Below are 14,572 nucleotides of genomic sequence, written 5' to 3'. Positions count from 1 at the left end.
GCCGAGCGGTCAGGAGCGCCTCGTCCATGTCCCCCACCCCCTGCGGTTTCGCGCGTTCGCCGGAGAAGGAGCCGGCCCGCCTGCACTGGGCGGGCGACCTCGGGGCCGGCTGGGCGGTCGAGGGGCAGCCGCCCGACGTGGGCGCCCTGCGTCCGCTGCGCGGACTGGAGATCGAGTGGCCGGACGCGCCGGTGCCGCTCGACGGCCTGCTGAGCCTGGCCGCCGCCGGCGTGCCGCTCACCGCCGAGCGCGCCGCGCCCTGGGTCCCCGCCGGCCTGGCCGACGTGCTCACCGACCGTGAGTGGCTCGCCCACACCGCCGACGGCACCGCCCGCTGCCTGGCCGACCTGCGCCGCGAGGAGCACAGCGTACGCCTGCGCCGCCTCGCCCATCCGCTGGCGGCGGTGCCGCAGGTGAGCATCGTGATGGCCACCAGGCGGCCCGCGTTCGTCGGCGCGGCGCTGGCGCAGATGGAGCGCCAGCGCGACGTCTCCGCGGAGGTGCTGCTGGGCCTGCACGGGGTCGCGTTCGAGCAGGTGCGCGAGGCGGTCGAGTCCTGTTCCCTGCCCGTGCGGTGGGTCGAGGCGGACGCGTCCGTGCCGTTCGGCGAGGTGCTCAACCAGGCCGCCGCGCTCGCGGGCGGCGACCTCGTGGCGAAGTGGGACGACGACGACTGGTACGGGCCGCGCCATCTGGCCGACCTGTTCATGGCGCTCACCTACGCGGGGGCCGACGTGGTGGGCACGACGGCGGAGTTCTTCTACCTGGAGCCGTTGCGGGCGACTATCAGGCGCACGACGTTCGCCAGTGGGGCGAGTTATCCGAGTGAGGTCTATTCCGACCATGTCGCCGGTGGCACGATCATGGTGCCTCGGGCGAAATTTCACGAAATAGGCGGCTTTCCCGCCCTGCCGCAAGCCGTCGACCGCGAGTTCCTGAAGGCGGCCGAGCAGGCCGGAGCCCGCATCTACCGCACCCATGGTCTCGGCTACGTCCTGCGCCGGGGCCTCAGCGGCGACCACACCTGGCAACTGCCCCTGGCCCACTTCCTCAAGGTGGCCGTCAACCAGTGGCGCGGCTTCCGCCCGAGCCTGCTCATGGAAGCCGCATGACCACCGTCCGAGACGGCTCCGCAGAGCACCCGGAGAAGCAGGGCGCCGAGAGCCGGTTACCGGCAGGCCGGTCAGCGTCGGCCGGGCGGGTGCGGGGCAACGACTATCGGGTGCTCGACGTGCCGGGGGAGGACTTCACGCCGGCCATGACGGTCAGCGTGGTCATCCCGGCCTACGGTGGCCAGCGTGAGCTCGATCTGGTGCTGGCCGCGCTGGCCAGGCAGACGTACCCGGCGGAGCTGACCGAGGTCGTCGTCGTGGACAACGGCAGTGAGCCGCCGCTCCGGCTGCCCGCCGAACGCCCCGCCGCCACCCGGCTGATCGGCTGCGAACGCCCCGGCCGGGCCGCCGCGCGGAACGCCGGACTGGCCGCGGCGACCGGTGAGGTGATCCACTGGCTCGACTCCGACGTGGTGCTGACGCCGGGCGCGATCGAGGCGCACATGCGCTGGCACCACGCGGCGCCCTACGCGGTGGTGACCGGCTACCTCAGGTTCACCGAGACCGCGTTGCCCGCCGAGCTGCCCGCCGACCTCGACGCGTACTTCGAGCCGGCCGAGCCGCACGCCTGGATCGTGGACCTGGTCGATCGCACCGACGGCCTCACCGCCAACCCGCAGCGCCCCTTCAGCCTGCACGTCGGCGGCGCGACCTCGGTCAACGCCCGGCTGATCGCGGCGGCGGGACCGATGGACGACGATCTCGTCCTCGGCCAGGACACCGAGATGGGCTACCGGCTGTGGCAGGCGGGCGCGGTCTTCGTACCGGAGCCGGCGGCCCGCGCCTACCATCTCGGCCCGACGATGCGGATGCGCGACAAGCAGCCCATCGATCGGGTCAGTCACGCGTTCGTGGCCGACCGCATCCCGGCCTACCGCTGGCTGAGGGGCCATCCCGGACGGCAGTGGAAGGTGCCGTACGTCACCGCGGTCGTGGACGGAACGGCCGGATACGACCCCGTACGAGCCAGTGTGGACGCGTTGCTGGCCGGCACCGTCCCCGATGTGTCCGTGCTGCTGACAGGCCCCTGGGACACCCTCGACCGCGACCGTCGCGCCCCGCTCAAGGACCCGGCGCTGGAGCTGGTGCTGGTCCACGGGCACTACGAGCACGAGGGCCGGGTACGCCTGGCCGCGACCGGCGACGGCGGGGGACACGCCGGTGGTGACGGGGCCGTGGACCAGGCCGTCCCCTACGTCCTGCGCCTGCCCGCCGGCTGGATCCCCGGCGAGGACACCCTCGCCCGCCTGCTCGACCTGGCCCGCGACGAGGGTCTCGGCCTGGTGAACGTGCTGCTGCGCGAGTCGGCGGAAGGCGTCGTCACGGCCCGCCTGGAACGCGCCGCGGCCTTCGCCAGGGCCCGCCTGGTCGCCGCGCCGGGGGAGGACCTGGACGACGCGGTGGACACGGTGTCGGGCGTCGTCTGGGTGGACGGCGACACCTACGGCTTCACCACCTTCACCACCGAGGCGCGGACGCCGCAGGGCCGGCGGGGGGCGTACCGGGCCGGGATCGAGGCGCGGGCGGAGGTGGAGCGGCTGACCGCGGAGGCCGAGCGGCTGCGCGGGCAGATCGCCAAGTGGAAGGAGGAGGCGGGCCGCTGGCGTAAGTCGGCCGTGGAGCTGCGCCGCGAGGTCGGCACGCTGCGCCGCGGGGTCGCCGCCGCCGAACGCGCCGCCCAGGCTCAGCAGAGCCTGCGCACGGTGGTGTCGGCCACCAGACGCGCCCTCCGCAAACGCCTGCGCGGCTGACGCCTTCGCGCAGGGCGTGCGGAGCGGCGCGTGGTCAGTTCGGGCGTAGGGCGGACTTCAGGCGGCGGAGCAGGGTCTTCTCCGGCGGTTCCACCGTCACCGGCGGTTCCACCGCGACCTTGACCGGTGCGGGGATGGTGACCGGCTCGGGCTGCGCGGGAGCGGGCCAGAAGCGGTCCGGCGGCTCGTGGCGTACCCCGTGCGTGGTGTCGATGACCTCGTCGAGGTCGTCGCCGGGCTCGGTGAGCAGTACGGCGCGGCCGAGCGCCGAGGTGCGCTCCAGGCGGGCCGTGCGCCCATCGGGCAGGTCCACGACGAGCACGCCCGTGAGGTCCTTCTGCACCGACTCGATCATCCGCTCCAGCGTCGCGCGGTGCAGCGGCACGTCCACCGGCCCCCGGTAGCGGAACGGTGTCGGCGCGGGTGTCGGTGCGGCCTCGTCGATGAGGCGGATCCGGTCGTCGTGCGCGAACAGGTCACGCATGAGCCGCAGCTCGAAGCAAGGGTCGGACAGTGCGAACCGGCGCGAGTCGTCCAGCCGCGACCACGGCCCCACCAGCGTCACCACGACGTCCTGGAGCTTGCCGTCCAGCGCCGCCGCGACCGCCTGCCGCACCACGGACTCGGAGGTGTCGGTGACGTCGAGCACGACCTCCACGTACGGCACCAGCCACCGCCGCCCCCGGTCCTTGCGCAGGTCCCTGCGCAGCGGGATGCGGTGCGCCAGGTACGGCTCCACCGCCCGCACCGCCCGCTCCCTGTCGCGGTGCTGGGCCGGCAGCCCCAGGTGTACGGCCTGGGCATCGGAGTCGGGCACGAAGACGACGCCGTGCATGGCGAGGCGGTAGGAGAACTCGGTGTCCTCGCCGCGCGCCACGTTCGGGTCGAGACCGCCCACGGCGTGGAAGACCTCCCTGGGCAGGGCGAAGGTCGGTCCGGTGCACACGTGGTACGGATTGCGGCTCTTGCGCAGCCCGTCGGTCTTGGCGATCGTGGCCTCGGTCGAGCTCGCCCTGGCCCCTTCGAGGTCGAACACCTCGTCCAGCCGCTTGGCCGCGGCGACCTGGGCGGCGGTGACGGGCGGCATCTCGACGAACTTCTTCATCCCGATCGTGACCAGGTAGTCCGTCACGTGGTGCCACCGGGCCAGCGCCTCGAGGTGCTCGCGGCAGGCCACCATGTCGGCGTCGAGCCGCTGGATGATCTCGCCGTCGGCCGCCTTGGCGCCGGTGTTGACCGCGTTGGAGATGCCCCAGCCGTCGCGGACCCGTACGAGACGGGTGTTGACCGGGCGCAGCTCCGGCAGCCGGATCGGCGGCCTGCTGCCGTCGTCGACGACCAGCACCTCCGTGAGGTGCTCCGGATACGTCTGTACGGACAGTGCGGCCAGCGTCAGATCGAGCTTGTCCTGCCCGCCGTGCGCGGGTATCACCACGCTCAAGGAAAGTGCGGGTGACCAGGCGCCGAGCTGCGGTGCCGCCACTGGTGAATAGTCGTTCTGCCTCAGAGCAGGACGCGCGTTCATGGTCGTGACCCCCTGCCGAGACCTTATCGGGAGATGCTGAGAATTTCCTGAATAGTGCCCCTGTCCAATGGACGAGTCCGACCCGTGGACACGGCTCAGCGACGGTCTCCCGCACCCCGTACACTCGGTGCCCAACAGCGCAGGTAGGGAGTCATCATGAGCAGGTCGTGGCGTGGCCTCATCGAGGAGTACCGCGAGCGTCTTCCGGTCACCGCGAAGACGCCGGTCATCACGCTGCTCGAGGGCGGCACGCCGCTGGTGCCCGCGCACCGCGTCTCGGCCCTCACGGGGTGTGACGTCTACCTGAAGGTGGAGGGGGCCAACCCGACGGGCAGTTTCAAGGACCGCGGGATGACGATGGCCATCAGCAAGGCGGTGGAAGAGGGGGCCAAGGCGGTCATCTGCGCCTCCACCGGCAACACCTCGGCCTCGGCGGCGGCCTACGCCGTGCGCGCCGGGCTGACCTGCGCCGTGCTGGTGCCGCGGGGGAAGATCGCCATGGGCAAGCTGGCCCAGGCGCTCGTGCACGGGGCCACGCTGCTGCAGGTCGAGGGGTCGTTCGACGACTGCCTGGAGATGACCCGCAAGCTGTCGTCCAGCTATCCCATCGCGCTGGTCAACTCGGTCAACCCGTTCCGGCTGCAGGGGCAGAAGACGGCGGCGTTCGAGATCGTCGACACGCTCGGGGACGCCCCCGACATCCACTGCATCCCGGTGGGCAACGCGGGCAACATCTCGGCCTACTGGATGGGCTACCAGGAATACTTCGACGACGGGGTCGCCACCAGGCGGCCGCGCATGTTCGGCTTCCAGGCCAGCGGCTCGGCGCCGATCGTCGAGGGCGCGCCCGTCGCCCATCCGCACACGATCGCCACCGCGATCCGCATCGGCAACCCGGCCTCGTGGTCGCTGGCCACCGCGGCCCGCGACGATTCCGGCGGGACCATCCAGGCGGTGACCGATCGGCAGATCGCGGCGGCGTACAAGCTGCTGGCGCAGGAGGAGGGCGTGTTCGTCGAGCTCGCCTCGGCCGCCAGCGTCGCGGGCTTGCTGCAGGCCCACGCGCAGGGCATGGTGGAGCCGGGGCAGCGCATCGTCTGCACGGTCACGGGCAACGGACTGAAGGACCCCGACTGGGCCATCTCGGGGGCTCCGGCGCCGGTGGTCATCCCCATCGACGTCCACGCCGCCGCGGCGGCGCTCAACCTCGCCTGACGGGGGCGCACGGGGGAGTGACGAGAGAAAAGTGAACGCATGAGGACCGTTGACATCCGTGTGCCCGCCACTTCGGCGAACCTGGGCCCCGGATACGACGCGCTGGGGCTGGCGCTGAACCTGCACGACGAGGTCAGGGCCACGCTCAGCGACGAGCGCGGCGTCCACGTCACCGTGGTGGGCGAGGGCGCGGGGGAGGTGGATCTCGGCGAGGGGCACCTGGTCGTCAAGGCGATGCGCGCGGCGTTCGGCCGCATGGGGGTGCCCCAGCCGGAGGGGATACGCCTGCACTGCCACAACCGGATCCCGCACGCGCGCGGGCTCGGATCCTCATCGGCCGCCGTGTGCGCGGGCATTCTCGCCGCGCGCGCCCTGGCCGATGGTGAGCTCTCCGACGACGACGTCTACGCGCTGGCCACCGAGATGGAGGGTCATCCGGACAACGTGGCCCCCTGCCTGGCCGGCGGGCTGACCGTGGCCTGGTTCGACCACGCCGGGGTTGCGCGTATGGTGAAACTGGTTGCCGACCAGCGCGTCCGTCCAGTCGTCGTCGTTCCGTCGACGCGGCTGTCCACGGAGGCCGCACGGGGGCTCCTGCCGAAGGACGTGCCCCACGAGGACGCCTCCTTCAACGCCGGCCGGGCCGCGCTGCTGATCGCCGCGCTGACCCAGCGGCCGGAGCCGGAGCTCCTGCTGGCCGCCACGGAAGACCGCCTTCACCAGCACTACCGCGCGCCTGCCATGCGGCAGAGCGCGGATCTGGTAGAACGTCTCCGTGCAGTGGGCGTGCCCGCGGTCGTTTCGGGAGCGGGTCCCACGGTTCTTGCGTTTTCGACCTCGGATACGCAGGATTTGATCGCGCCAGAAGTGGGTAATGACTGGCACATCCAGCAAATGGACGTCGACCCGGTTGGGGCGGACGTTCAGTTCCCCGAGACACGCTGATACCTCTTTAGACCTTCAGGGAATAGCCGTGTGCGCTGGTGATGTTAGGCTGATAGCCGCACCAGATGCCCCCTTGGTGGGTGCGTGCTTGTCAGCCATACATCGCTGCATCATGCTTCACGTCGCGAGGCGGAAGCAGCGCGGCTGTCTCCCCGGAATCCGTTGCCTCCGGTTGGCCCACACCCGGTTGGCTCAACGTGAGGTGGCGACGACGGGGATCTGCGCGTTCGAATCATCTCGACATCTGGTTGGCGACAGCAATCTGGGGGGTGTCAGCCACGCGCCAAGGGCCATCGGCGGCGTGGACGAACCCCTCCCCAAGAGTGGCGGCTGTCTGAGACGACAGCCGAAGATCGCAGAGTGCACCCCGACCCGGTCTGTCCCGCCGGATCGCAAGCACCTCCGGGACGCCCGGGAGAACGAAACCGGCGCCCGACCCCTGGGAAGGACCTTTTAGTTGAGCGACACCACCGAACTCCTCTCCGACGCATCAGGCGCTGAGCCGGCGTCCGGCGACACCCCCACCCGCGCAGCGGCCAAGCCGCGTGCGCGTCGCTCCGGCACCGGCCTGTCCGCCAAGGTGCTGCCCGAGCTGCAGAAGATGGCCGCGGAGCTGGGCATCAGCGGGACCGGGCGCATGCGGAAGAGCCAGCTGATCGCGGCCATCCAGGAGAAGCAGGGTGGCGGTTCCGGAGACGGCGCAGCGACCGCCGCACCCGCGGCTGAGGCGCCCGCCCCGGCTTCGACGGAGGCGGCCCCCGCGACGGAGCGGCCCACCCGTGCACGCAGGGAACGTTCCCGCTCCAAGCCCGCCGAGGACTCCGCTCCGCAGCCCGCCGCCGCGGCGCCGGCGGCCGCCGCCGAGCCCGTGGCCGTCGCGCCCGAGCCGGTCGCGGCTCCGGTCGAGACCGTGGTGGAGCAGCAGGCGCAGCCGGTCGAGGCCGGTCAGAGCGACACGCGCTCCGAGCGCGGCGAGAGCCGGCGCGAGCGCCGCAGCCGCGGCGAGCGTCGTGAGCGTGGCGACCGCGGCGACCGTTCCGGCGACCGTGACCGTTCCGGCGACCGCGGTGAGGGCGGTCGCTCCGAGAGCCGTGACGGCGGGCGCGACAGCGGCCGTGACAGTCGTGACGGCGGGCGCGACGGCGGTCGTGACGGCCGCGACGGTCGTGACGGTGGCCGTGACCGCGGCGAGCAGCGCGACCGCACCGCCGCCGACGCGGGCAGCCGTGGCGACCAGCGCGGTGACCGCGGTGACCAGCGTGGCGACCTGCGCGGGGGCGACGACGACGACCGCGGCGGGCGCAGCCGCAGGGGCCGCTTCAGGGAGCGCAACCGTGGCCGTGGCCGCGACCGCTTCGACAGCAGCGAGCCCGTCATCGGCGACGACGACGTGCTCATCCCGATCGCCGGCATCCTCGACATCCTCGACAACTACGCGTTCGTCAGGACCAGCGGCTACCTGCCGGGCAGCAACGACGTCTACGTCTCGCTGGCCCAGATCCGCCGCAACGGCCTGCGCAAGGGCGACGTCATCACCGGCGCCGTCCGCCAGCCGCGCGACGGCGAGCGGCGCGAGAAGTTCAACGCCCTGGTCCGCCTCGACACCGTCAACGGCATGGACCCGGAGCAGGCCCGCAGCCGGCCCGACTTCAACAAGCTGACGCCGCTCTACCCGCAGGAGCGCCTGCGCCTCGAGACCGAGCCGAACATCCTCACCACGCGGATCATCGACCTCGTCTCGCCGATCGGCAAGGGCCAGCGCGGTCTCATCGTCTCGCCGCCCAAGGCCGGTAAGACGATGGTGCTGCAGGCCATCGCCAACGCGCTCACCCGCAACAACCCCGAGTGCCACCTGATGGTCGTGCTCGTGGACGAGCGGCCCGAAGAGGTCACCGACATGCAGCGGTCGGTCAAGGGCGAGGTCATCCACTCGACCTTCGACCGTCCGGCCGAAGACCACACCACCGTCGCCGAGCTCGCCATCGAGCGCGCCAAGCGCTTGGTGGAGCTGGGCCACGACGTGGTCGTGCTGCTCGACTCGATCACCCGCCTCGGCCGCGCCTACAACCTCGCGGCCCCGGCCTCCGGGCGCATCCTGTCGGGTGGTGTCGACTCCACGGCGCTCTACCCGCCCAAGCGGTTCTTCGGCGCCGCTCGCAACATCGAGAACGGCGGCTCGCTGACGATCCTCGCCACGGCCCTGGTCGAGACCGGGTCCAAGATGGACGAGGTCATCTTCGAGGAGTTCAAGGGCACCGGCAACATGGAGCTCAAGCTCAACCGCTCCCTCGCCGACAAGCGGATCTTCCCCGCGGTGGACGTCGACGCGTCCAGCACCCGTAAGGAAGAGATCCTCATGGGCAAGGACGAGCTCCAGATCGTCTGGAAGCTGCGTCGCGTGCTGCACGCGCTCGACATGCAGCAGGCGCTCGAACTGCTCCTGGAGAAGATGAAGGAGACCAAGTCCAACGCGGAGTTCCTCCTTCAGGTCCAGAAGACCACGGTGAGCAACGACCGCGACTAGCGTCCGCGTTTCACCGAAGGGGCGGTGGGGGTCTTCCCCGCCGCCCCTTCGCGTGCGGGCCTGGCACTGGGGCTAGCCCTACCCCGGTGACGGGAGTCATCCGTATTCACCGCGAGGGCCCTTCGCGTGCAGTCTGAACTACATGCGTTCTGCGGCGTTGAAGGACCGCGTCCCGCTCGGGCCCAAGGGGCCCCTGGGCGTCCTGGTCGACCCGATGACCTGGCGGGCGGCCCCCTACCTGCTCGTCACCGGCTTCGTCGGGCTGGGCTGGTTCATCGTGCTGAGCATCACGATCCCGGTCTCGCTCACGCTGTCGGTCGTCTGGGTGGGCGTGCCGCTCATCATGGCCACCGTGCTGATGTGGCGCGGCGGGGCCATGCTGGAACGCCGGCTGCTGCACGCGGCGTTCGGCGTCAGGATCGCCGACCCGTACCGGCCGAGGCCCGAGCGCGGCGTCGGCGCGCACCTGCGCTGGCTGCTGTCCGACCCCGCCACCTGGCAGGACCTGGGCTACCTGCTGATGCTGCTCCCGCTCGGCGCGGTCGAGGTGGCGTTGTCGTTCGGGCTGTGGTTCGCCTCGATCACGTTCATCGCGCAACCGCTGCTGTACCTCGTGTACGCGACCGGCGGCGGCTACAGCGACCTGATGGTCGGCGACTGGGCGCCGGGGGCCTGGATCGCCGCGCTGTTCGGCGGCCTGCTCCTCGTGCTGACGGCCTACCTCGTCCGCGGCATGGCCTGGCTGCACGGCACCCTCGCCACGGTGCTGCTCGGCGGCAACGAGGAGGAACGGCTGCGCGCCAGCAGGGCCAGGGGGATCGACGCCGCCGAGGCCGAGCGGCGCAGGATCGAACGCGACCTGCACGACGGCGCCCAGCAGCGGCTGCTGTCGGTCGCGGTGGACCTGGGACGGGCCCAGGCGAAGTTCGACAGCGAGCCCGACGAGGTCAGGATGCTCATCGCCCAGGCGCACGCGGGCACCAAGGCGGCCATCGCAGAGCTGCGCAACCTGGCCAGAGGCATCCACCCGGCCATCCTCAGCGACCGCGGCCTCGACGCCGCCCTGTCGGGGCTGGCCGCGCGGGCGCCCATCCGGGTGGACGTGTCGGTCGAACTGGACGAACGGCCGCCGCCCGCGGTCGAGAGCATCGCGTACTTCATCGTGGCCGAGACGCTGGCCAACATGGCCAAGCACTCCGGCGCCACCGAGGCGTCCGTCACCCTGATCAGGGACTACCGCGGCGTGGTCGTGGACGTCTGGGACAACGGCATCGGCGGCGCGCTCCTCAGCCCGGGCGGGGGCCTGTCCGGGCTGGCCGACAGGGCCGCCACCATCGACGGGGTGATGGTCGTGCACAGCCCGGTGGGCGGCCCGACCCTGATCCGCGCGGAGCTGCCCTGCGAGTGGTAGCCGAGCCCGAGGCGGACGGAGGTGGACAGCCTGCCGTCGTCCCCTGTAGTCATGGGGCCATGCGCGTGGTCATCGCCGAGGACTCCGTACTGCTGCGCGAGGGGCTCGCGCGCCTGCTCGCCGACGGCGGCATCGAGACGGTGGCGAGCGTCTCCGACGGGCCCGCGCTGGTGACGGCGGTGCTGCGACACGAGCCCGACCTGGCGATCGTCGACGTCCGCATGCCGCCGAGCCACACCGACGAGGGACTGCGGGCGGCGCTGCAGGTGCGCGCGGCCAGGCCGGACTTCCCGATCCTCGTGCTGTCGCAGTACGTCGAGGAGCGCTACGCCGGCGAGCTCATCGGCAGGGCCGTCGGTTACCTGCTCAAGGAGCGGGTCGCCGACGTGGCCGAGTTCCTGGAGGCGGTGCGTCAGGTGGCCTCCGGCGGGACCGTCATCGACCCCGAGGTGGTCGTGCAGTTACTGAGCCGGCAGCGGCGCGGCGCTCCGCTCGACTCGCTGTCGCCGCGCGAGCGCGAGGTGCTGGCGCTGATGGCGGAGGGCCGCTCCAACACCGCCATCGCCGCCCGGCTGGTCGTCACGGAGGGCGCGGTGGAGAAGCACATTTCAGGTATTTTCACCAAGCTGACGCTGGGGCCGGCGCCCGAGGACCACCGGCGGGTGCTCGCCGTGCTGACGTACCTGGGTCGCTGAAAGGGCTGGTGTCACCCCGGCGCCGGGCCGCGAGGGAATGCCGGATGGCCTGGGATGGTTGCACGATCTGGCACACTGGTAGCTGACCATTTTGCGGTTCCGGTTCCCGCCACGCGTGAAGGCGACCCGGCGGCCGCACCCCGAAAGGACAGCGATGAAGCGCGACATCCACCCCGACTACAACGTGACGCAGGTGTCCTGCTCCTGCGGCAACACGTTCACCACCCGCAGCACCGCGAAGAACGGCGTGATCCACGCCGACGTGTGCTCCGCCTGCCACCCGTTCTACACGGGCAAGCAGAAGATCCTCGACACCGGCGGCCGGGTGGCCCGCTTCGAGAAGCGCTTCGGCAAGAAGGCCACGGGCAAGTAGCTCCACCCACGCCGGCCCGGACGCACCGCGTGCGCCGGGTCGGCGTTGTTGGTGAAACGGCCACACTCCACGAAAAGGGACCACGGTGAATCTCGACGAGTTGCTCAAGGAGTATTCCGAGCTGGAGTTGAAGCTCGCCGATCCCGCCGTGCACGCCGACCAGAACAAGGCACGCACCCTAGGCCGGCGCTACTCGCAGCTGACGCCGATCGTCGGCACCTACCGTGAGCTCGAATCGTCCCGCGAGGACCTGACGGCCGCCAAGGAGCTGGCCGGCGAGGACGAGGGGTTCGCCGCCGAGGCCGCCGAGATCGAGGAGCGCATCCCGCAGCTGGAGGAGAAGCTCCGGCACCTGCTCATCCCGCGCGATCCCAATGATGACAAGGACATCATCATGGAGATCAAGGCGGGCGAGGGCGGCGAGGAGTCCGCGCTGTTCGCCGGCGACCTGCTGCGCATGTACCTGCGTTACGCCGAACGGCTCGGCTGGAAGACCGAGGTCATCGACAGCCAGCCCTCCGACCTGGGCGGCTACAAAGACGTCACGGTCGGCATCCGGGCCAAGGGCGACGAGGGCGTGTGGTCCAGACTCAAGTACGAAGGCGGGGTCCACCGCGTGCAGCGGGTGCCCGTCACCGAGTCGCAGGGCCGCATCCACACCAGCGCCGCCGGCGTGCTCGTCTACCCGGAGGCGGAGGAGGTCGACGTCCAGGTCGACGCCAACGACCTGCGCATCGACGTCTACCGCTCCAGCGGCCCCGGCGGCCAGAGCGTCAACACCACCGACTCCGCGGTCCGCATCACCCACCTGCCCACCGGCGTGGTCGTCTCCTGCCAGAACGAGAAGAGCCAGCTCCAGAACAAGGAGTCGGCGCTGCGCATCCTGCGCGCCCGGCTGCTGGCCATCGCCCAGGAGCAGGCCGAGGCCGCGGCCCAGGCCGAGCGCAAGTCGCAGGTGCGCACCGTCGACCGCTCCGAGCGCGTCCGCACCTACAACTTCCCGGAAAACCGCATCTCCGACCACCGCGTCGGCTTCAAGGCGTATAACCTCGACCAGGTTCTCGACGGTGAGCTCAACGCCGTCACCCAAGCCCTCATCGACGCCGAGATGGCGGAGAAGCTCGCACAACACTCATGACATTTCTGCTGGACGAGATCGCGCTCGCCACCGCCCGGCTGGCCGAGGCAGGTGTGCCTTCACCGCGCACCGACGCGGAAGAGATCGCGGCATTCGTCCACGGCGTGCGCAGGAGTGAGCTGCACACCGTCAGGGACTCCGAGTTCGACGCGCTGTTCTGGGAGGGCGTCGCCCGGCGCGAGGCCCGCGAGCCGCTGCAGCACATCACCGGCCACGCCTACTTCCGCTATCTGGAGCTCGCGGTCGGGCCCGGCGTGTTCGTGCCCAGGCCGGAGACCGAGGTGATGGCCGGATGGGCCATCGAGACGCTGCGGGAGATGGACGTCACCGCCCCGCTCGTCGTCGATCTCGGCACCGGGTCGGGTGCCATCGCGCTGTCGATCGCCCAGGAGGTGGCGCTGGCCGAGGTCCACGCCGTCGAGGTCGATCCCGGGGCCTACACCTGGGCCAAGCGCAACATCTCCGAGCACGGCCAGGGCCGTACCCACCTGCATCCGGAAGACCTCGCCGAGGCGCTGCCCGAGCTCAACGGCAAGGTCGACCTGGTCATCTCCAACCCGCCCTACATCCCGCCCGGCGCGATCCCGCGTGATCCCGAGGTGCGCGACTACGACCCGTCCCGGGCCCTGTTCGGCTCGGGCGACGACGGGCTCGGCGAGGTCCGCGCCGTCGAGCGCACGGCGCGCCGGCTGCTGCGCCCCGGCGGCTGGGTGGCCGTCGAACACGCCGACGAGCAGGGCCGGGCCGTCTATCTGACCTTCCCCGAGGACAACGGATGGCGTGACGTACGCCTGCGCCAGGACCTCACGAGAAGAGACCGCTTCGTCACGGCCAGGCTGGGCCAGGACTAGGATTCACGCCAGCGGCGCGGCCCCCTCCTGACCAGCAGGAAGCCCGGCGACCGTACCAGGAGGAAGGAGGAGGCCTCGCGAACGCCGCTCCCCACCGAGCGGAGCGAGGCGATGAGATCGTGGGACGACGTTTTGACTGCTCCAACGCCGAGCAACGGACCGAGGGCCTGACGGAGGCGGCGGCCGCCGTCCGCCGCGGCGAGCTCGTGGTGCTGCCGACCGACACCGTCTACGGCATCGGCGCCGACGCCTTCACCCCCGCCGCCGTCAACTCCCTGCTGGACGCCAAGGGCCGGGGCCGCGACATGCCGCCGCCCGTGCTCGTGGGCACCGTCAGAGCCGCCACAGCGCTCGTGGACGACATGGGGGCGTACGGGCAGGACCTGATCGACGCCTTCTGGCCCGGGCCGCTCACGCTCGTCTGCAAGGCCAACAGGGCCCTTTCCTGGGACCTGGGCGACACCAAGGGCACGGTGGCCGTACGCATGCCGCTGCATCCGGTGGCGCTCGACCTGCTCAAGGAGACCGGGCCGATGGCCGTCTCCAGCGCCAACCGCTCCGGCTCGCCCGCCGCGACCACCGCGGAGGAGGCCGAGGAGCAACTCGGCGAGGCGGTCGCGGTCTACCTCGACGCCGGCAAGACCACCGACAACACACCCTCCACCATCCTCGACCTCACCACGGCCGTGCCCCGGCTGCTGCGTCGCGGGGCCATCCCGGTGGAGAAGCTGCGCGGCATCATCGGCTACGTCGCCACCGACGACTGAGGTATACCCGCTGCTTATTCCGGCCGCTATCGCGCTCGGGCCGACATTACGGTGAGGCCCGGAGCGGCGATACGTCGGGGAGTGGCCCATGGGCAAGTACGACGGCATGGATCCCAAGCTGGTCCGCGAACTGCTGGCCGAGGTGAGACAGGCGGCCACGCGGATGCGCGAGGTCGAGGACCGCGTCAGGGGCGCCATGCGCACCGCTGGGCTGCCCACCCAGACCACGCACCGTCCCGTCCAGATCGCCGAACGGATCGACGTG

Annotated in this window: 12 protein-coding genes; 11 read left to right on the top strand and 1 reads right to left on the bottom strand. The window is 71.3% G+C overall.

Annotated features, from left to right (window positions below):
* Nucleotides 1-26: 26 nt before the first annotated feature.
* Together OIE67_RS37945 and OIE67_RS37940 are read left to right on the top strand one after the other, a co-directional pair.
* Nucleotides 27-1,112, top strand: a complete 1,086-nt coding sequence (locus OIE67_RS37945; RefSeq protein WP_326629577.1) for a glycosyltransferase family 2 protein — start codon at nucleotides 27-29, stop codon at nucleotides 1,110-1,112.
* Nucleotides 1,109-2,863: a glycosyltransferase gene (locus OIE67_RS37940; protein WP_326629575.1), complete on the top strand. Its 1,755-nt coding sequence runs from the start codon at nucleotides 1,109-1,111 to the stop codon at nucleotides 2,861-2,863. Before OIE67_RS37945 ends, OIE67_RS37940 begins: the two co-directional genes overlap by 4 nt.
* A gap of 34 nt (nucleotides 2,864-2,897) precedes the next feature.
* Here OIE67_RS37940 and OIE67_RS37935 read toward each other — a convergent pair whose 3' ends face one another.
* On the bottom strand, nucleotides 2,898-4,298 hold the full coding sequence (locus tag OIE67_RS37935) for a glycosyltransferase family 2 protein (protein WP_326629573.1): 1,401 nt from the start codon (nucleotides 4,296-4,298) through the stop codon (nucleotides 2,898-2,900).
* 246 nt (nucleotides 4,299-4,544) lie between these two features.
* On the opposite strand from OIE67_RS37935, the gene thrC reads away from it, so the two are divergent.
* From thrC to OIE67_RS37890, 9 genes are all read left to right on the top strand, one after another.
* Nucleotides 4,545-5,603, top strand: a complete 1,059-nt coding sequence (gene thrC / locus OIE67_RS37930; RefSeq protein ID WP_106248146.1) for a threonine synthase — start codon at nucleotides 4,545-4,547, stop codon at nucleotides 5,601-5,603.
* Between the two features lie 39 nt (nucleotides 5,604-5,642).
* On the top strand, nucleotides 5,643-6,548 hold the full coding sequence (thrB, locus tag OIE67_RS37925; RefSeq protein ID WP_326629570.1) for a homoserine kinase: 906 nt from the start codon (nucleotides 5,643-5,645) through the stop codon (nucleotides 6,546-6,548).
* A 457-nt stretch (nucleotides 6,549-7,005) separates the two neighbouring features.
* Nucleotides 7,006-9,072 (top strand): transcription termination factor Rho, encoded by a 2,067-nt coding sequence (rho, locus tag OIE67_RS37920; protein WP_326629568.1) that lies wholly within the window; start codon nucleotides 7,006-7,008, stop codon nucleotides 9,070-9,072.
* A gap of 142 nt (nucleotides 9,073-9,214) precedes the next feature.
* Entirely contained in the window at nucleotides 9,215-10,483 is a 1,269-nt protein-coding gene (locus OIE67_RS37915; protein ID WP_326629566.1) for a sensor histidine kinase, read from the top strand.
* 59 nt (nucleotides 10,484-10,542) lie between these two features.
* Nucleotides 10,543-11,178, top strand: coding sequence for a response regulator transcription factor (locus OIE67_RS37910; RefSeq protein ID WP_326629563.1), 636 nt, complete (start codon nucleotides 10,543-10,545; stop codon nucleotides 11,176-11,178).
* Between the two features lie 154 nt (nucleotides 11,179-11,332).
* Entirely contained in the window at nucleotides 11,333-11,551 is a 219-nt protein-coding gene (gene rpmE, locus OIE67_RS37905; RefSeq protein WP_106248153.1) for a 50S ribosomal protein L31, read from the top strand.
* An 85-nt stretch (nucleotides 11,552-11,636) separates the two neighbouring features.
* Complete coding sequence (prfA, locus tag OIE67_RS37900) at nucleotides 11,637-12,689, top strand: peptide chain release factor 1 (protein ID WP_326629559.1); 1,053 nt, start codon at nucleotides 11,637-11,639, stop codon at nucleotides 12,687-12,689.
* Nucleotides 12,686-13,540, top strand: coding sequence for a peptide chain release factor N(5)-glutamine methyltransferase (gene prmC, locus OIE67_RS37895; RefSeq protein ID WP_106248156.1), 855 nt, complete (start codon nucleotides 12,686-12,688; stop codon nucleotides 13,538-13,540). Before prfA ends, prmC begins: the two co-directional genes overlap by 4 nt.
* A gap of 119 nt (nucleotides 13,541-13,659) precedes the next feature.
* Nucleotides 13,660-14,307, top strand: a complete 648-nt coding sequence (locus OIE67_RS37890) for an L-threonylcarbamoyladenylate synthase (protein WP_106248158.1) — start codon at nucleotides 13,660-13,662, stop codon at nucleotides 14,305-14,307.
* The last annotated feature ends 265 nt before the right edge of the window (nucleotides 14,308-14,572 follow it).

This window comes from Nonomuraea fuscirosea (assembly GCF_035917475.1).
Taxonomy (GTDB): Bacteria; Actinomycetota; Actinomycetes; order Streptosporangiales; family Streptosporangiaceae; genus Nonomuraea; species Nonomuraea fuscirosea.
This window is presented reverse-complemented; position numbering and strand designations above follow the sequence as displayed.